The sequence below is a fragment of the Leeia sp. genome (assembly GCF_041909055.1).
Lineage (GTDB): Bacteria > Pseudomonadota > Gammaproteobacteria > Burkholderiales > Leeiaceae > Leeia > Leeia aquatica.
In genome coordinates, this window is the sequence record NZ_JAYREC010000005.1 from 312,585 (window position 1) to 330,894 (window position 18,310).

At 59.1% G+C, this 18,310-nt stretch carries 19 protein-coding genes; 12 read left to right on the forward strand and 7 right to left on the reverse strand.

Annotated elements, in window-relative coordinates; translation table 11 throughout:
* Positions 1-53: 53 nt before the first annotated feature.
* The 12 genes from ACE3O2_RS14335 to ACE3O2_RS14390 all read left to right on the forward strand — a co-directional run bounded on the left by ACE3O2_RS14335 (position 54) and on the right by ACE3O2_RS14390 (position 7,924).
* Complete coding sequence (locus ACE3O2_RS14335; protein WP_374338599.1) at positions 54-1,442, forward strand: hypothetical protein; 1,389 nt, start codon at positions 54-56, stop codon at positions 1,440-1,442.
* Positions 1,443-1,447: 5 nt separating this feature from the next.
* Positions 1,448-2,236, forward strand: coding sequence for a DUF2163 domain-containing protein (locus ACE3O2_RS14340; RefSeq protein ID WP_374338601.1), 789 nt, complete (start codon positions 1,448-1,450; stop codon positions 2,234-2,236).
* Between the two features lie 18 nt (positions 2,237-2,254).
* Entirely contained in the window at positions 2,255-2,482 is a 228-nt protein-coding gene (locus ACE3O2_RS14345; protein ID WP_009521704.1) for a hypothetical protein, read from the forward strand.
* Entirely contained in the window at positions 2,479-2,694 is a 216-nt protein-coding gene (locus ACE3O2_RS14350; protein ID WP_374338604.1) for a hypothetical protein, read from the forward strand. The genes ACE3O2_RS14345 and ACE3O2_RS14350 overlap by 4 nt, the downstream gene beginning before the upstream one ends.
* Positions 2,694-4,967, forward strand: coding sequence for a phage tail protein (locus ACE3O2_RS14355; protein ID WP_374338606.1), 2,274 nt, complete (start codon positions 2,694-2,696; stop codon positions 4,965-4,967). Before ACE3O2_RS14350 ends, ACE3O2_RS14355 begins: the two co-directional genes overlap by 1 nt.
* On the forward strand, positions 4,967-5,575 hold the full coding sequence (locus ACE3O2_RS14360; protein ID WP_374338608.1) for a glycosyltransferase family 2 protein: 609 nt from the start codon (positions 4,967-4,969) through the stop codon (positions 5,573-5,575). Before ACE3O2_RS14355 ends, ACE3O2_RS14360 begins: the two co-directional genes overlap by 1 nt.
* Before the next feature lie 3 nt (positions 5,576-5,578).
* The gene (locus tag ACE3O2_RS14365) at positions 5,579-5,929 is read left to right on the forward strand and encodes a DUF2793 domain-containing protein (RefSeq protein ID WP_374338610.1); all 351 of its coding nucleotides are present in this window, start codon (positions 5,579-5,581) and stop codon (positions 5,927-5,929) included.
* A gap of 66 nt (positions 5,930-5,995) precedes the next feature.
* Positions 5,996-6,301 carry a DUF6127 family protein gene (locus tag ACE3O2_RS14370; RefSeq protein ID WP_158383889.1) on the forward strand — a complete coding sequence of 102 codons (306 nt, stop codon included), beginning with the start codon at positions 5,996-5,998 and terminating at the stop codon, positions 6,299-6,301.
* Positions 6,298-6,525, forward strand: a complete 228-nt coding sequence (locus tag ACE3O2_RS14375) for a hypothetical protein (RefSeq protein ID WP_045667467.1) — start codon at positions 6,298-6,300, stop codon at positions 6,523-6,525. Before ACE3O2_RS14370 ends, ACE3O2_RS14375 begins: the two co-directional genes overlap by 4 nt.
* Positions 6,522-7,031 carry a lysozyme gene (locus ACE3O2_RS14380; RefSeq protein ID WP_374338613.1) on the forward strand — a complete coding sequence of 170 codons (510 nt, stop codon included), beginning with the start codon at positions 6,522-6,524 and terminating at the stop codon, positions 7,029-7,031. Before ACE3O2_RS14375 ends, ACE3O2_RS14380 begins: the two co-directional genes overlap by 4 nt.
* On the forward strand, positions 7,028-7,525 hold the full coding sequence (locus ACE3O2_RS14385; RefSeq protein WP_374338615.1) for a hypothetical protein: 498 nt from the start codon (positions 7,028-7,030) through the stop codon (positions 7,523-7,525). Before ACE3O2_RS14380 ends, ACE3O2_RS14385 begins: the two co-directional genes overlap by 4 nt.
* A 108-nt stretch (positions 7,526-7,633) precedes the next feature.
* Positions 7,634-7,924: a hypothetical protein gene (locus ACE3O2_RS14390; RefSeq protein ID WP_374338617.1), complete on the forward strand. Its 291-nt coding sequence runs from the start codon at positions 7,634-7,636 to the stop codon at positions 7,922-7,924.
* Positions 7,925-7,928: 4 nt separating this feature from the next.
* On the opposite strand, the gene ACE3O2_RS14395 is transcribed toward ACE3O2_RS14390, so the two are convergent.
* From ACE3O2_RS14395 to ACE3O2_RS14425, 7 genes are read right to left on the reverse strand one after another with little or no spacing between them, the layout of a single operon-like run.
* Positions 7,929-8,876 carry a COG2958 family protein gene (locus ACE3O2_RS14395; protein ID WP_374338620.1) on the reverse strand — a complete coding sequence of 316 codons (948 nt, stop codon included), beginning with the start codon at positions 8,874-8,876 and terminating at the stop codon, positions 7,929-7,931.
* A 1-nt stretch (position 8,877) separates the two neighbouring features.
* Positions 8,878-9,594 carry a M48 family metallopeptidase gene (locus ACE3O2_RS14400; protein WP_197579716.1) on the reverse strand — a complete coding sequence of 239 codons (717 nt, stop codon included), beginning with the start codon at positions 9,592-9,594 and terminating at the stop codon, positions 8,878-8,880.
* A complete protein-coding gene (locus ACE3O2_RS14405) occupies positions 9,594-12,695 on the reverse strand; it encodes a type I restriction endonuclease subunit R (protein WP_374338622.1) in 3,102 nt (1,033 codons plus the stop codon). Before ACE3O2_RS14405 ends, ACE3O2_RS14400 begins: the two co-directional genes overlap by 1 nt.
* The gene (locus ACE3O2_RS14410; protein ID WP_374338624.1) at positions 12,688-13,266 is read right to left on the reverse strand and encodes an SLATT domain-containing protein; all 579 of its coding nucleotides are present in this window, start codon (positions 13,264-13,266) and stop codon (positions 12,688-12,690) included. The genes ACE3O2_RS14405 and ACE3O2_RS14410 overlap by 8 nt, the downstream gene beginning before the upstream one ends.
* A complete protein-coding gene (locus tag ACE3O2_RS14415) occupies positions 13,256-14,572 on the reverse strand; it encodes a nucleotidyltransferase (RefSeq protein ID WP_374338626.1) in 1,317 nt (438 codons plus the stop codon). The genes ACE3O2_RS14410 and ACE3O2_RS14415 overlap by 11 nt, the downstream gene beginning before the upstream one ends.
* Entirely contained in the window at positions 14,569-15,837 is a 1,269-nt protein-coding gene (locus tag ACE3O2_RS14420; protein WP_374338628.1) for a restriction endonuclease subunit S, read from the reverse strand. The genes ACE3O2_RS14415 and ACE3O2_RS14420 overlap by 4 nt, the downstream gene beginning before the upstream one ends.
* The gene (locus tag ACE3O2_RS14425; RefSeq protein WP_374338630.1) at positions 15,828-18,308 is read right to left on the reverse strand and encodes an N-6 DNA methylase; all 2,481 of its coding nucleotides are present in this window, start codon (positions 18,306-18,308) and stop codon (positions 15,828-15,830) included. The genes ACE3O2_RS14420 and ACE3O2_RS14425 overlap by 10 nt, the downstream gene beginning before the upstream one ends.
* Between the last annotated feature and the right edge of the window lie 2 nt (positions 18,309-18,310).

Sequence of the window (18,310 nt, forward strand, 5' to 3'; positions counted from 1 at the left end):
AGGTTTCTAGCAAGCCGACGCCTGGAAGCGAACTGCCCGCCTTCCAGGGTGAAGTGCTCTCGCGCGCCACCTTCGGGGCGAGCGCAGCCAGCTTCACGCCGGAAACAGCGGTCGCTCCGCTGCCGCCCAATCTGGCGGCCAGCCTGCTGGCGGAATCCTTGGCGGGCCCCTGGCCACCCATCGATGCACCGATCTTTCTGGTCGAAGTGTTGCGTCGCGATACGGCCTCAAGCGCCATCGTCGCCACCGGTATGGATGCCTTCGGCGACCAGCCTTGGCCGGATGCGCAACGCGGCGTGTTTGCCTTCCGTCATGATTGGATGGAGCCCCTTGTGGAACGGCTGACCGATGCCCTGGTGGCCGACTGGCTGGCCGATCATCTCGGTCAAATGGCGCTGTGGCCGCTGCCGCAGTACGCGGTGCACCTGACCGAGTCCTGCGAACGTGGCGCACTGGCACTCAATGTGACGGAGGCTGACGGGCGACAGTTCGGGCCACTCTCGGCCAATGTGCATCTGACCTACGACGGGGTGCAGGGCTGGCAGGAAAGTGAGAGCAATGGCCGCTGGGTGCTGATCATCGCCGCCGATGGGTGGCAGATCGCCCAACTCAGCGATGTAGAAATCGATCTGCTGTGGCTGACGGAGCCCTTGGCACGCGCCGCAGCCGTCGGCAGCACCATCATGCCCTTGGTGTGGGGTAAGGCCATCGATCCAGCGGATCTCACCCAGTGGGTACCGGGCATGGTCGGCGGCAACATCCCCACACAGATCCAGCCTGCGCCATTGCCCGACCAGGATGTCCTCGATGACCCATGGCTCGACGAGATTCCGGTCTGGCCGGATGGCAACTGGCGTGACGATCCAACGGCCGCCGTGCAAGCCATGATCACCCGCCAGGACTTTTCGCCTGCAGATCCGTGGGTGTGCCGGGACGATCCGTGGGCTACGACAACTTTGCAGCGGCGCTATCTGGCCAGCTCACTCGATGAAATCGAGATCTGGCGGGCGCGGTTGTGGCGCACCCAAGGCCGTCTGGGAGCCTTCTGGCTGCCCGATGGCTTGGCTCCGATCCTGTGGGTGACCGTCGAAGCCGATCCCGAAGATGGCTTCCTGCGCGTGGATGGCAAAGACGTCTCCGCGCGAGTTTCAGAATTTTGGCATCGCCCCGCCGCCTGCTTGATCGTGCACCCAGACGGCTATCGGCACTACGCCCTGACGGCGACCTGCCATCTGGATCAAGGCGGTGTGCTGGTGCTGCGCTCGGGTCTCGACGACTGGGTGCCCGCAGGCAGCCGCGTCATTCGCCTCGTGCGCTGCCGCCTCGACCACGATGCCATCGATCTGTACTGGCACAGCCCGACGCTGCTGGAGATCACCTTGACCGCGCGCCAGTTGCCCGAACCACGCGGAAATGATCGTCAAACCTACGAGGGAGAGTAAGCACGATGAGCCAGAGCCCATTGCTGGAAGTCGAGCTATACGCCTTCGCCAGCAACAGCGCGCAGTTCTATCTGACGCCGCACGAATTCGACGTTGATCTCGACGGCAATCTTTACAAGAGCCTGGCCTTGGAACGCAACGAACTGGCGCTGGGTGCTGAAGCTGCGAAGGCTGGCTTGGATCTGAAACTGCCGCCGAACTGTGATTTGGTGCGCCACCTGCTCGCCAATTCGCTGACCGGCGACACCACCTCGATCACCCTGCGCATAGGACGGCGCGACACCTGGGGCGACTACTGGTGGATCTCCGGCACGCGCTGGATGGGCCGGGTGCTGGGCGTCGAAGTGGCTGACGATGTCGCTCGCGTTCGCTGCGAGTCGGCGCAAGTCAGTCTCAAGCGTATCGGGTTGCGGCGGCTCTACAGCCGCAAGTGTTCCCACGTTCTGTATTCGACTGCCTGCGGCGCGTCACCGATTTCTGCCAGCGCCTTTGTGAGCAACAGCAATGGCCGCAACGTCGATCTTGATGGTGGCACGCCCGGCAGTGTCAGTGGCGGCTTGGCCGGTGGCTGGTTGCAAACCCCGGAAGGTGCCCGCCACATGATTGTCAATGACTACGGTGGTGGTGTGGAGTTGCTCTATCCGGTGGCCATTGAAGTCGGCACCGAGGTTCTGCTGACGGTCGGCTGCGATCACAGCACGGCCACGTGCGAGTGGCGCTTCGGCAACCTCGACAACTACGGCGGCTTTCCCGCCATCCCGAGCAAAAACCCGTTCTCGACGGGCGTGTTCTGAATCCCTGGAGAAATCGCCATGTGGTACCTCGTCGTCATCGTGGTGGCGGCGCTGGTTTCGGTCGCGCTCGCGCCGAAACCGCCCGAACCCAAACCGGCATCCCTGTCTGACGTCGATGCCCCCACCGCAGAAGAAGGCCGACCGATTCCCGTCGTGTTCGGCACCGTGCTGCTGCGTGGCTCCAACGTCGTCTGGTACGGCGATCTGGAAGCCGACCCGATCAAGAAGAAAGGTGGCAAGAAATGACCACTCAGACCGTCATCACCATCGATCACGTACGCGCCGTGGGCCTGTGCGTGAACGGCACGCGCATATGGTTTGCGCGTCACGATCTGGATTTTCGCGCCTTTCTGCGCGACGGCTGTGACGCCGAAACCTTGCTGACCACCGGCGATGCAATGGCCCAACGTGTGGTCGAGCACGCCCGCAATCGATCCAGCCAGCGGGAGCAAGGCTGATGGGTGGCAGCAGCAAATCGCAAACCGTTGGCTACCGCTACCGGATGGGGCTACATCTGGCCTTGTGCCAAGGTCCCGTCGATGCCGTGCAGGAAATCCAGATGGGAGACCGTACCGCGTGGGGGGATGCCGACCGTGCGCCGCTGTCCAGCGGGCATGGGCTGAGCAGCCTCTCGATCAACAAGCCCACTCTGTTTGGCGGCGACGAGCGCGAAGGCGGCGTGGTCGGCACCATCGATGTGCTTTCTGGTCATGCCGGACAAGGACGCAACGACTACCTGATGAGTCGCCTCGGCGGTTCCATTCCGGCATTTCGGGGCGTGCTGTCCTTGGTGGCACGCAAGATCCTGTTCGCGGCCAACAACCCCTACATCAAACCGTGGGCAGTGCGCGTCCGACGCTTCACGGCGGGTTGGTTCGATGCGCCGTGGATGGAATGGAATGCCGAAGTCCGCACCTGGGATGAGGACGAAGGCCGTGAGATCAGCGTCGGTATGAACCCGGCGCACATTCTGGTGCAGTGCCTCACCGATCCGCATTGGGGTATGGGCTATCCGCAGAGCACCATCGGCTGGAGCTTCTGGAACGCGGCATGGGCTTTGTCGAGTGAGGGCTTCGGCCTCAATCTGATCTGGACACGGCAGCAGCCCATCGAGAGCTTCATCGGCCAGGTCATCGACCACATTGGCGGCATCCTCTACACCGACCCGGAGCAAGGCACGTTTGAGCTCAAGCTGCTGCGCGACGACTATTGGATCGACAGCCTGCCACAGTTGGGGCCTGACGAAATTGTGCGGCTGGAACGCTTCGAGCGTGCCCAGTGGGGCGAGCTGCCCAATGAACTGACCGTGGTCTACACCGACTGGCAGACCGGCGGTGATGCTGCCGTCACGGTCGAGAACCTGGCCGCCATCCAGTTGCAAGGTGGCGTTATCAATCAACGCCGCGACTACCCGGGCGTCAACTACGGGCCACTGGCCGCGCGGCTGGCCTTGCGTGACCTGCGCGCCTTGGGTTCGCCCCTGGCCCGGATGAGTCTGACCGTGGCACGCGACACGCTGGAACGTGCGCCATTGCCCGGCGACGTGTTCCTGCTGAACTGGCCGCGCTTGGGTGTGGATCAGATGGTGGTGCGCGTGACCGGCATCGACACCGGCGTTTTGGGTTCGGCCGAGTGGCGCATCGAAGCGATGGAAGATGTGTTCGGCATGAGCAACACCGTGCTGTCACCCCCGCCACCCCACGTCGAAGAGCCGACCATCGAACCTTTGCCGCCCGCCTTGGTGCTGGCCGTCGAGGTGCCGTATTGGGAACTGGCCCGGCGCTTGTCGCGTGCGGATCTGGCCTACCTGACCGACACGGACACCTATCTTGGTGCGCTGGCTGCTGCCGGTGGCACCGGGCAGCTGAATTGGCAACTGGCTACCGGCACCTCAGGCGGAGACCTCACTTCCGTCGTGGGCGAGGACTATGCGCCGCTGCTCATGCTCGATGCCGCCTTGCCAGCCAGTGAGGCCGATGCCATCGGTGTGCCGGTGACGGCCATCAGCCAGCCGGAGAGACTGTCCGTGGGCGACTACGCCTACCTGCTGGCTGCCAGTGGGGAGGTTGCCGAGGCCGTTACCGTCCTTGCCTTCGATGCCGCCAACGCGACCATCGATCTCGCACGCGGCGTGCTCGATACCACACCCCAAGCTCATGCTTTGGGGACTCGGTTGATCGGCGTCGGCGAATGGCTAGCGTCGGAAGGTGCGGAGCGGGCCCCGGGCGAGTCGGTGTTCGTGGGCGCGATTCCTCGCACGCCGACCGACCAAGGCGATGCCGAACTGGCCGCCAATGGCCAGCCGTTGGTGCTGATCGGTCGGCAGGCCTTGCCGTATCCCCCCGGTCGTATCCGCCTCAATGGCCAGACCGAGCCTGCCGTGGTGGCCGGTGATCTCACCGTCGCGTGGGCGCATCGCGACCGCACGCAGCAGACCGCCTATCTCGTGCAGCAAGACGAGGGCGATATCGGGCCAGAACTGGGCGTGACCTACACGGTGCACATCCGCAATCGCAACAACGTGCTGGTTCGTACTGAGACGGGGCTGCTTGGTACCGCCTTCATCTGGACGGCAGCAGTGGCCGCGCTGGATGCCGGTGCTCTGGGCGACCGAATCACAGTCGAAATCAGTGCCGAGCGCGATGGTTTGAGCAGCTGGCAGCCGCAGGTGCGGGTCATGGATCGCGCGGGCTACGGCCTGCGCTGGGGACAGTATTGGGGAGGTGTGTGATGGATACACCAATAGAAGCACGCATTGATGCTCATCTGCTCACCCTGAACGAGCCTGCCGAATGGCGGGAGGCCTGCATCGCTAGCATCAAGGACGCACCGATCCAGTTGCACATTCTGCCCGGCATTCCGGGCCGTATCGGTGAGGCACGCGCGGCAGGCTACGCACAAGGCACTCTGCCGTTGGTGTCCTTCGTCGATCCCGACGACCTGTACGAAGCCAGTGCCTTCACACAACTGGCCGATGCGCTAGATGCCTGCCCGCAGGCCGTGATGGCCTACACCGACGAAGCGCTGACCGACGAAAACGGCCAGGACATCGCGGTACGGCGTCTGGCCTACAGCCGTTGGCAGCACGCGAACAGCGCCAGCCATGTGCATGGCCTGATCGTGATGCGTCGATCTGCCGTCGATGCCGTGCTCAAGGAAACCACCGACCTCAACAACTTCGCCGACTGGCTGCTAACCCTGCTCGTAGCCAAGCGCGGTGGCGTGCTGTACCTGCCCATCGTTGGGCGTCATTGGCGACAACACCCGCAGCAAAGCCACCGAACCGGCGATCCGGAAGTAGTCCGGCGCATTCGCCACACATCGAATCTCTGGAGATAAACCATGCCATCAACCGACCCGAACCTTGGACTCAACTACGGCTGGACGCTCGGCGAGAGCGGCTGGGATACCGGCATAGATGCCAACCTCAAGCGCCTCGGCGCGGTGGTCGGCCTGTCCGTGAAAGACCGCGACCTGACTACGCCACCTGCCAGCCCCGCCAACGGCGACCGCTACATCGTGCCTGCGGCTGCCACGGGCGTGTGGGCGGGAAAAACCAACCAGATCGCGGTGCGCATTGCCGATGCCTGGGAGTACCACTCGCCCAAGATCGGCTGGCTTTGCTACATCGAGGACGAGGCCAAGCTCTCGGCCTACAAGGCCACAGGCTGGAGTGCAGGCGTCGCCATCTGATTTCCCATCTTCGTACCCACCAGAAACCCGCCCACGAGGCGGGTTTCGCATTTCTGGAGACCTGCAATGACCGAACCCGAACAACAACCCGCCGCCCTTGTGGAAAACATGCTCCTGTTGCGCCGCGAGGACTTCGACGAACTGCTCGACCGTGCCGCCGAACGCGGAGCCGAGCGTTGCCTTGCCCATCTCGGGCTGGAGAACGGCAGTGCCGCGAAGGACATCCGCGAACTGCGCGATCTGCTGGAAGCGTGGCGCGATGCCCGCCGAACGGCGTGGCAGACCACCATCAAGGTCGTGACCACCGGCATCCTGGCAGCGCTGCTGGTGGGGGCCGCCATCAAGTTGAAGCTGATGGGAGGCGTCCAATGACCGCCAAGCCGAAGATCTGCCTTCTGGACGACTGGCGGCGCGTGTTGCGACGGGCCTGGAGCATTCGCTTCTCGCTGCTGGCCGCTGCCTTCACGGCGGCGGAAGTGGTGGTTCCGCTGTTCGGGGACGTACTGCCGCGCGGCGCGTTTGTGCTGCTGGCCTTTGCCGCCAGCATCGGCGCGACCGTCGCGCGCATCGTGGCGCAGCCGGAGATGCACCGATGACCCGGCCAACATCACCCGTGATGCGCAGGACGGTGACCGGGCTGACGCTGTCCGCCGCCGCCCTGGTCAGCATCGTGCTGCACGAGGGGTACACCGACCGCGCAGTGATCCCCGTCAAGGGCGATGTACCGACCATTGGTTTTGGCACCACCACCGGGGTGAAGCTGGGTGACACCACCACGCCGCCGAAGGCGCTGGCTCGGGCGCTCACCGATGTGCAGCAGTTTGAGGGGGCGCTCAAACAATGTGTGACCGTGCCCCTGGCCCAGCACGAGTACGACGCGCTGGTGAGCTTTTCCTACAACGTCGGCAGCCGCGCGTTCTGCCAGTCCACGCTTGTCAGAAAACTCAACGTTCAGGACTACGCGGGAGCCTGTGCCGAGCTGCTGCGCTGGCGCTTCTTCCAGGGTAAAGACTGCGCGTTGCCCACCAATGCGCGGCTGTGCGGCGGGCTGGTCACACGGCGTCAGGCCGAGTACCGGCAGTGCATCGGGGAGGCGTCGTGAGCGTGATTCCGTGGCCGTACCGGCTGCTGGCCCTCACGGCGCTCGGCGTCGCCCTGATTGGCTTCGGCTGGATCAAGGGGGCGAGCCACGTTCAAGCGCGATGGGATGCCGCCATCCAGCAACAAGCCCTACAGACCGCAGCCATCCGCGAGCGGCAGGCGCAAGCCACCGTCAAGGTCGTCACCCAGTACGTCGACCGCGTCCGCGTCGTTCGCGAGAAGGGCGAAACCATCATCAAGGAGGTTCCCGTCTATGTGCCAGTTCAAGCCGATGCTGCTTGCTCTATCAACCGTGGCTTTGTGCGCCTGCACGACGCTGCCGCCGCCGGTGAGCTGCCCGAGCCCGCCCGAGATGCTGATGCGGCCTCCGCAGGCATTGCGCTCTCTGCCGTCGCCGGAACCGTTGCCGCCAACTACCAGACCTGCCACGAAAACGCCGAGCAACTGAGGGCGTTGCAGGCGTGGGTCAGTGAGATTCCATCTGCCACCAAGTAATCAGCGCTTGGCCACTTCGCAACACCTGATCGTTCCATCCCGAATGCGCTTGGCTTTTAGCCCGGACAGCGCGTTCATGTCATCCGTACCCACCACGGAGCATTGACCATGAGCAATAGATTCAAGCACGCCGTCATCGACGACGTGACCTCGCGGAACATCGGCGCCAGCCTGCAAAACCATCTGCTCGATCTGTTTGAATCGGCCATGAAGTCGGTGGCCAGGACGTTGGTGCGCGAGGCTAAATTCAACACCACCGACTTCGCCACCGCCAAGGCACGAGGCTGCGAGGGATTCACGCTGCTAGTGAGCCGCACCCACGCCGACTCCCGCGACGGTTGGTTCGGTGCGTTTCAGCGCGGTGACGAACGCCTCGACGTGATCGGTCACCTGGAATAGGTGATCAATCGTCCAGTTCCGGAACGTCCCAGTCAGCCGGGCGCGCCTCGCCGGTCTGGTAGAACTGCTTCACCAGCTTCACGTATTCCAGAAAATCCCGGTTCTCTGTGGCCAGCCGATTGGCCATGTCCCAATCGATCTCGTCACGCTCTCGGGCCGGAATCAGCACCTGACTGTCGGCAGGGTTTTCCACGTCCAGCTTGATGAAGCCGATACCGTGGGCGGCAAACAGCATCCGCAGTTCCTTCAGCGTATCGGTGCCGCCGATTTCCGCAGCGACCAGATAGCCGAAATTGGCCCACGACGAGTTCGATACGGCCTGAAAGAAGCACTCGCGCACGTTCGAACGGTTGATCAGCAGCTTGACCTCGAACGACCACAGCTTGGTGCGCTTGTCGGAATACTGCGTCACGCAGTCGCGCACTTCGCGGTGCCACTCCTTGCCCAAGTCCTCCATACCCACCACGTCCGGGTAAAGCCAGCGGTTGCCGTTCGGCCCGCGCTTGTTCGACGAACGCTTCTCGTCGATGCGCTTGGAGAAAACGCCAAACTCCTCCCACAGGTATTGCGAGAGCAGCGGGTACAGAGCGTGCTCGTCAATCTTCAAAGCACTTGCATCCGCAGCCGTTGACGTGCTCTCGCTTTCGGCCGCCGCCACTTCGGCGCTGTCCGAGCGCTCCGAGTAGTAGTACTTGCGCGGCCGTCCTTCAGTCGTTTTGAGTTCTGGATGCTTCGTTTGCATGCGCGGGCGCTGCGAGCTGATTTCTGCGACGAGCTGCTGCACCAAATCCGCATCAGACTTGATGTAATCGCCGCGGCTATTGGCCCGCTTTTCCTGGCATTCATCCGGATAAGTGGCGAACACCCACTCGGCAATCTGCCGTGCGCTGAATTTTTCTTCGGGCCGATCTTTCAGATAGCCGATGACGACCTTTGCCAGATTCAGTGCCATATCACTCCTTCCAGACCTCTGCAGCCAGCGGCAATTCGTTGAGCTCGGCGCGGGCCTCACGCCAGCTGGGGTAATGCTCTTCAAGGATGGCGATGAAGCGATCACTGTGCGTGGGCTCAATCAAATGAGCCATTTCATGCACGACGACGTACTCCAGCAAATCCTTAGGCTTTTTCACCAGCTCCGTATTGAGGCGGATGTTTCCCTCTGCGTGATTGCAACTACCCCACTTGGTTTTCATCCGTTGCAGGAAATAGCCTGAGACTCTCACCTTGAGCTTTTGCTCCCACTTTTGGATCAGTGGCGGTACAACCTCGTGCAGCAACGACTTGTGCCACTCATGCATCACCTCCGCGCGTTTTTCTGCGCTGCTGCCCGGACGAACAATCAGGGTGATCCGTTTGTTGCTGAGGACAACACTAGGCTTTACATCCTGGTAGTCCACCGTCATTAGGTAGCGCCGCCCCCAAACGTGGTGGCTCTCACGCTCAACGAACTGGCGTGGTGTTTCCCGCGCCTGACATTCCAGTTTTCTCTGCTGGTCACGAATCCAGACCAACTTGGAGATCGCGTAGGCACGCGCTACTTCTAGGCGAGTGTTGGTTGGGGCGGCGAGAGTCACACGTCCATCAGGCGGATGAACGGTGAGGTGGACATTCTTGATGTCCTTCCTGGTCACCGCTATTGAAATCTCGCCCAGTTGGATCGTCTCGTTCATCAGTACCCCGATTGGTTCTTGATGATTTCGAAAATAGCCTGCGTCGCCACCCGATCCCGCGACATGATGGGAAACAGCGCATTGAGCACCTGCTTCTCACGGGTGTCATCCCCTTTCCAGCCTGCCGGTGCCTGCTCTCGCATCGCCTGATCGAGTTCGAGCGCGAGCGTCGCCTTGCCATCGTCGTCAGTCGGACAAACGAAAGTTGCGGCCGGAATGCTGGCCAGATTGTTGAAGAGAGCGATCGCTTCCGGGTGACCGTTGAGCACGTGCGGATGGCTGCCCGTATTCTTGGCCGCCATCTTTTTCACCAACTCTTCGGCCTTCTGGAGGAATTTCTCGTAGGCAGCGGTGTCGTCGCGCTTTTGCTTGATCAGGTCTTCGAGGAGCTTGGAGATCTCGTCGTAAAACTTCGGATCAGTCAGTTGATCCCGAATGATCGTCTTGCGGACGTTGTTGATGATGCCTTCAGCAATCGCATTCCTCGACAGCTTGCCCTTCTGGTTGAGCTTCTTGGCAATGGCGTCGTGAATGCCGGTTTCGATGATCAGCTCGGTCAGTGAGAGCGAGCTGAGATTTCCCAAATCTTCAGCTGGGTCTGCTTGGATGTAGGTGTTGATGAGGTGGCGCATATCCGCCTCATAAGGCTTAATGTCCAACTCTTCGCCTGAATGCTTCTTGATCGCCGTCCGGGTGTCGCTGTAGAACTCGATTTCTTTTTCGAGCGCAGCAATGTCAGCTGCTGAATATCCTGCTTCTTCGAGGTTCTGGGCAATTGCCGCATAGGCTCGCAGGAATGCGGCTGCTGACTTGTAGAACGAGATGCGCAGCGGCTCGGTGTTCAGCAACGCTTCTGGATCGTTGGCATCACCGCAGAAGTAGTGGAGGTACTGCTCCATCTCGCGGGGCATGGCCACCGGCTCACACAAGTAGCGCAGTGCTTCCCGGGCAGCATCGAGCTGCGCCTTGCCTTCCTTCAGCCAGTCTTTCACGGCTACGTTGCCGTCATCGCCACCTTCGTCGATGTCCAGCTCGTCCGAGGTGTAAACGGCGATGGAGTCCTGCACCTTCTCGAACAGCTCTTTGTAGTCGACGATGTGGCCATAGTCCTTGTCGTCGCCGTCGAGCCGGTTTGTGCGGCAGATAGCCTGGAACAGGTTGTGATCGCGCAGCTCGTTGTCGAGGTAGATGTAGGTGCAGGAAGGCGCATCGAACCCGGTCAGCAGCTTGCTCACCACGATTAGCAGCTTCAGATTGGCAGGCTCATCGATGAAGCGCTGCTTGGTCTTGTCCTCGTAGTCCTTAGTGGTCTGATCTTTCTGCAGGACGTGCTGGGTGTAGGTGTCAAACTTGTAGCGCTCGTCGCTGTCCTTGGGCTCGCGCGAAATCGCGTTGTGGTTGGGCTCGTAGGACGTAATGATTCCGCAGTACTTGCCAAACGACGTGTTCTGGAACAAACGGAAGTAGTGGCAGGCGTCGTAGATGGAGGCTGCCACCAGAATGGCCGTGCCCCGGTCATTGTTCAGACGCGGCTGGACTCCGAAGTCGTGGATGATGTCGGCGATGATGCGCTGCTTGCGCTCACCGGCACTCATCAGCTCTTCCATCGTCGCCCAGCGCTTACGCAGAACCGAACGCTGAAAGTTGTTCAGCCCCTTGGTTTTCTGATCAAACCACGCATCGATAGCTTTCTTTGACGTCAGGCGCTGAGGCACATCGCGCGCTTCGTACTTCAGGTCAAGCACAACCTTGTCGGCCACCGCTTCATCGAACTTGTAGGTGTGGATGTAGGTGCCGAAAACCTCGCGGGTGGTCTGCTTGTCTTTGCGCAGCAGAGGCGTGCCGGTGAAACCGATGAAGATGGCGTTCTCCAGCCATCGCTTCATCTGCTTGTTCATGTCGCCGCCTTGCGTGCGGTGACATTCATCGACGAAGACGTAAACACGGCCCACCACCCGCGGAGGCTCGCCCTTCAGGTCGGTCGTATCAAACTTGTGGATCAGCGCGCACATCAAGCGTGGCGTGGCTGCCCCTAGCTTTTCAACCAATTCCGCGCGAGAGGTGATGCGCGGCGATGCCGCATCCTCGCCAATCACGCCTGCATTACGCATCACACCCACGATCTGCTTGTCCAGCTCATCACGGTCGGTGATGACCAGGACGCGGGCGTGCGGGTCAAATTCCAGCAGCCACTTGGCAATCAGCACCATCAGAATGCTCTTGCCGCTGCCTTGGGTGTGCCAGATCACACCGCCTTCCTGCTGCTTCACCCGCTCCTGGGCCGCTTTCACGCCGTGGTATTGATGGACGCGAGGTACCTTCTTTTGCCCGCCATCGAAGATGATGAAGTTGCGAATCAGATCCAGCAGGCGCACCTTGTCAAACATCTGCGCCAATGGTTTATCCAGCAGCGCACCCTCTGCGAGTGGCTCTGATGGGGCTGCGCCTTTATCCTTGCGCTCCTTCCACTCGACGAAAAATTTTTCAGGGGTGCCCGTGGTGCCGTAGCGCAAACCCTGCGAGTCGCTTCCCGCCAGCACCAACTGCACCGTGCTGAAAAATCCCTTGTTGAAAATCTCTTCCTGGTTGGTGATGAGCTGACGAATACCGTCGGCCACCTCCACCGAACTGCGTTTCAACTCAATGACGGCGACCGCGATGCCATTGATGTAAACGACCAGATCGGGCCGCCGCTCGTAGCCGCCGCGCAAGGTGACCTCTTCGGCCAAGCCAAAGTCGTTGTTGCCAGGCGTTTCCCAGTCGATGAGGTGTACGGTCTCATGCGCCTGTCCGGCTGCAATCTGTACCGGTACGCCATAGCGCAGCAGTTGGTAGGTGCGCAGATTGGCTTGATACAGGGTGATGCCGGTGGAGTCGGCGGCGGTCAGGAGCTTTTGCAGCGCAGCAGAAATGTGCGCATCGGAATAACCACGCTTCTTGAGGTTGCTGCGCAAAAAATCTGCCTCGATGCAGCGGTTGTTGTCGCGTTTACTCCACTCACCCAGGTGATCGTACCCAAGGCAGTCAGGGCGACTTGCATCGGTAAACAGGGCGGCAACACGGTTCTGCGTCTTGCGCTCAGAACGGGCTTGTTCAGACATTGCCACCCCCCTTGGAAATTCTCTTCAATTCTTTCGGAAGGAAGGCATCAATTTCCTCATCGGAAAAAGTCATGTCTTCCAGCTTCTTCAACGCTTCTTGTGCCCTGCTGTAGGCTTCAAAGTTTGTGCTGGGGGCTCCGACATAGACTGCATGGAGTTCATCCTGAAGCGCATCCCTTCTTGTTCGAATCAATTCGAGCGCCACATCTCCCACACGGATATCGGTGAGCAACGAAAGATATTTCTCTCGAATAATCCAAAGATCTGAGCCTGCCTGGCGATGTTTCTGCGCGATCTCGCCAAGGTCGTAATCCTTGGTGTAGGCATTTAATGCCAGCAGGCTCGCCGAGAGCAGGGCGCTAATTGCGGCCCCAATTTCCTTCGTGCCGAAGAATGTAGACACAATTCCGCCAGTGACCACTGCGGAAATAACAATCTGCCAGAATTTAATTCTCCCTTGCCGCTCAAGCAGAATGTCCGCGCATTTCTCGTGTGTTTTGTGGGAGTAGACAACTCGCCCATAACACTCGCGCAACTGGCCTTCCAGTACATTGATATGGTCAGTCGTCATTGTTCTGCTCCCCATTAATAGGAACGTGAATCCGGTTTTTGGCGACAACCACACCATCCTTCACGCAATAACACTCAACGATGTGATCGCCGAGAAAACTGGTAGATTCCGTCCGCTGCATCAATCCATCATCTTTGATGATTTGCCCTCTGATGCAATTCCTCTTACGGGCCGCATCGCCGCGATTTAAGACCTTCCAGTAGATGTCATACGGTTTGGCTGCCGAAACACATGTAATTTCGAAGCGCAAGCTCTTTTTGGTCATCAAAGGAATCCTCCTGGCCAACATCTCGCGGAGGAAGAACTCACGGAATCCGTTCTGTTTGACCTCGCAATCCAGTTGCATGGATTCTCGAATATCAATTGGGAATTTGTCCTCGATAAATTCCTCGGTGTCATCCCAGCCTTGCGCAAAACTCTTTGCCACGGCCTCTTGAGCCACCGTCGCCGATGCTGGGAATGGTCGCCCATAAACCTTCTTCCACTTATCGTTGACGTTCTTCTGGTTCTCGGCCTCGATGGCTTCTACGCAGAGCTTGTGGGCTTTTTTGGCCTTTTTCTGAAATTTCTTTTTGACCTTCACTCGCTGGCGGCTACCCGGAGCAGCGTACTCGGTTTGCTCTGGCAGTTCAGACAGGTATTTGAAGAAGTCCCGACTCATCCAGTCGTAGTAGAGGAAGCTCTTGGTATCGAAATCCGTGGTTGAGTCAAGAAAGTTGTAGGCCAGCGTATCCAGCAGCAGCCCGCCCATTCCAACGCCGTGCTTGTTTTTCCAAGCCCGCGCCATCTTGCACAGAGGCCTCAGATTGGCATTCTTTTTCGTGTCCAAGTCCGCCACGGCCGTCATCTCTTCTCGTGGCTTGGTGGTTTTCCAGCTACCGCCGTTTTTCGTGTCTGGATATAGGTAGCTTGAGTCGTCTTGTTCAAAAACAGGCTGAACCTCAACGTGGAAGTCCGTGTAGGTGACCGTCACGACCAAGCGGTCTACCTTTACTTTCGTCGTTGGATAGCGCTTGAGGATCGCATCTTTTGCATCCTGCAGCAGGGTCAGTTGCCCCCCGGCTTTGTTGTAATCGACCCATTTGGTCTTGGGCATGATGTACAGCATGTCCAGATCGGAAATGCCATTGATGCCTGTTTTTCGACCAAACGATCCGACCTGAAGGGTGTTCGCGGTTTTTGACTCCGTGTCTCGAAACTGCTTATTCAGCGCTGACGTGAGTTCGCCATAGCGCGTGCTGATGGTCTCTGCGTTGCCAATTGCCAGATTGCCGACAAAGTCGGAAAACATCTCCGCAACACTCATACCAGCCTCGTCTTACCAGTGAGCAGTTCTTGCATCATGGCCTGTTTGATGTTGCGGGTTTTGTCGCGGCGAGCTTCTAAAGTAGCTAACTCGACGTCCATGCTAGAGAGCACGGCGGCGATCGCTATTTGCTCTGGAATTGACGGGATAGGCAGCGTCAACTTTGCAATGTTGGTTTTGCTGATGCCGGATACTTTTGTACCAACCGCATAGAACATGAACTGCTGGCGTATTGCCGGTGTTTGGAAACAGTAGTGCTTATAAGCATGTGCAAGATCGTTTGTCTTGCTCTTGGCAACTATCGTGTGCAGACCGGAAATGAACGGGACATCTTCCTCGTTTTCAATAACGAGATGTTTGCTTGTTCCAGCGTCGTCTTCGGATGCATCAACGAAAACAACATCGCCATGTTTAAGCAGTGAGCCTTCCGAAATTCGCCCGAGCGAAATATCTAACTTAGGGATATCCAAGAAGTCCCGTCTGGTGTTTACGCAAGTTTTTGACGATCCGTGGATATCGCCGTAGTGCAGATAGCAATGACCTTCGTTGGATAATTGATCGCGCGAGGCCGAATAACCGCCGCTGAAATCAAACAAGTCGCCAAACGACTTTAATTCCCAATCGCCTGAGAATCCGGGAAGGCGTTTTTCTCCCGTAAGCAGTTGCTGCATGGTCGCCTGCTTCAGATCGCGCTTCTTGGCGATTACTTGGTCAAGGGTGGCGAGCAAAGCATCGGCATCGCTCAACGCATTTGCAATTTGCGTTCGTTCCTCGTCGGTTGGCGGTAGCGGAACCTTGAAGGAGTTCAGGCTTTTGTTCGTGATCTGATTGATGGTCGCGCCCAGATGCTCATTGATCTGCTTTTTGAAAATGCCCGACTGAAATACGTGATGCAGAAGTTTGCCGTGTTCACTACGGAAAACTGCCATGAACGCGCCGAAGGTCATGCCAATGGCCCGCTCGTCGATAAGAGCGGACTTGCCAATCAGATCGCGACTGCCGTTTCGCACGCAGACAAGAATGTCTCCCGGCCTGACCATGATGCGCTCAGGAATATCGGTTTCGACAAATACGTTGTCATCAAAGCAAAGGGTGCCGTTTTGGACGTTGGATGAGCGCAGCACCAAGGTTCCATACTTGCGAACTTCGGAGGGGCGGTAGGTCAATCCAATGAGGCTGTCGCCAATCTCGCCCAGCGGCTTGGCATCCCAGTCGTCAGGGATCACGCCGACATCGCTGTGCTTGTAGCTAGGCATCAGTTCCATACCGCCCCCATTTTTTTCAGGTGCTCATCCACACGTGCTGAAAGTGTTACGAGATCTTTGGTCAGCGTTGGCAGCGGCGTGGCATAGCGTTCCGCAAGCTGGCGGATGCGACTGGTAAGGGTTTGAGAAACCCGATCCAGCTCGCCTTGCACGGCATCGGCCAAGGTCGCCAGCCATTTGTCGTCCACCACGAGCGTTTTGATCTCTTCCTCGGTCAGCTTGGGGTACTTGGCATCCAGCTTGGCCTCAAGGTCATCCTGCGCCGCTTTCAGCTTCGCTTTGATATCGGTCTGCTTGTCGAGCAAGGCGGCGTAGTCCTGCAGCGCCTTGCGCTCGTCTGCGTAGTCAGGGTCTTTGCCGATCTCCTTCAGGCGGGCTTTGACAGCCTTGGCGGTGATCTTCTGCTTGTCGCCTTCGCCTTCGATGACCTCGGCCAGCAGCCCTTCTTCGCCGCTGTTCTCTTCCATCATCTCCTGAAGTTGCTGCTCGACATCTGCCAGCTTGGCCTCAAACGCTTCAATGGCGTCGCGCTCAGCGATGAAGTAACGGGCGATCAGAATTGGCGCGGGAATCAGATCGGATTTGAAGCGGCGCTTGCCTTTCTTGTAGTCATGCGCTTCGGGCCACGCCAGCTTGCCGTCCTTGTTCTTGACTTGAAGGATTTCACGCGGCTGCGCCCCAGCGTGCCAGCCTGCGTCGGCGATCAGGTAGCAGTCGTCTTGCATCGCTTCCGCCCAGTAGTCCATGAGGTGTTGGTACACGTCATAGGCATTGACCAGGGGCGTCGGCTTGAATCGAGCAAGCAAATCCTCGGACAGCGACTCGATCAATTGCTTTGGGTGGCCGTTTTGCGCAAAGGCCTTCAGTTGCGGGGTGCTGGCCTGCTTCCAGTCAACAAACCCCTTGGTGGCTGCCTGATTGAATGCAGTGAACTCGGGATGCGCAAAGATGGTGGTCTTCACCTCTGCGATGGGCAGCTTCAACTGTGCGTAACCAGTGCGCCCAGCTGACTCGAACAGGGCGCTGCGCACACCGGGGATCACCTTCCAGTAGTCGCCCAACGCATCGAGGTCACGCTCAGGAATGCCGCCCCGCAGATGGCCATCGATGTCCTGGATGTCTTCAGGTTCGGTGCTGTCGATGTAGCGCGGCAGATTGAGGTTGTAGTCGTTCTTCGAGTCCGCGATCTCGGTGAGCGGCACCATACGCGAGTAGCGTGGCAACTCTGCCAACTTGGTGAAGGCATCGACGATCTTGTGAATGTCCTGCTCACGCAGGCGGTTCTTGGCACCGTCCTTGATGAAGCCCTTGGAGGCGTCGATCATGAAGATGCCTTTGCGTGCTGAAGCGTTTTCCTTGTCCAGTACCAGGATGCAGGCGGGAATGCCAGTGCCATAGAACAGGTTGCCCGGCAGGCCGATGATACCTTTGAGGATGCCGGATCGCACCAGCTTCTCGCGGATGACAGCCTCAGCATTTCCCCGGAAAAGGACACCGTGCGGGAGAATGCACGCACCTTTTCCGGTGCCTTTCAGTGAGCGGATGATGTGCAGCAGGTATGCATAGTCGCCTTGCTTTTTCGGCGGTTCGCCCCAAGCAAAACGCTGGTGCGCATCGCTGGCAGGGGTCAGGCCGGTGCTCCAGGTCTTGTCTGAAAACGGCGGATTGGCGACGACGTAGTCATAGGTACGCAGCGACTCGCCATCCTTGAACTTCGGCGAGGCCAGCGTGTTGCCCTGAAGGATGTTGGCGGTTGGAAAGTCGTGCAGGATCATGTTCATACGGGCGAGACCAGCGGTGGTCACGTCCATTTCCTGCCCCTCCAGCGTGATGTGCTTGCCAGCCTCGGCGGCCACCTTGAGCAGCAATGAGCCAGAGCCGCAGGTGGGGTCATACGCGGTGGTTGACGCCACTGCATTGGCCGGGGAGATGCCTACGACCTTGGCCATGATGCGACTGACTTCGGATGGGGTGTAGAACTGGCCTTTGCTTTTGCCGCTCTGCGATGCGAAGTGCCGCATCAGGTATTCGTAGGCGTCGCCCAGGATGTCGTCGTTCTCGGCACGGTTCTTCGAGAAATCCAGCTCGGGCTTTTGGAAGATGCCGATCAGGTTGCTGAGGCGATCCACCATCGCCTGACCTTCACCGAGCTTGTTCGGGTCGTTGAAATCAGGAAAGTCGCTGCGGGCAAGGCGCGAGTTGGCGTCGATCAGCGGTTGAATGACCTGCGTGTTGATCTTGTCGCCGATATCGCTTTTGCCTTTGAGGGCGACCATGTCTTTGAAGCTGGCTCCGGGCGGGATAGTGACTGGCGGGGCAAAGTCATCAGAGTCACCGTATTTGTCCGAGACGTACTTGATGAATAGCATGAACAGGACGTAGTCCTTGTACTGACTGGCATCCATGCCGCCGCGTAGTTCATCGCAAGATGCCCAGAGAGATGAGTAGAGGTCTGATTTCTTGATTGCCATTT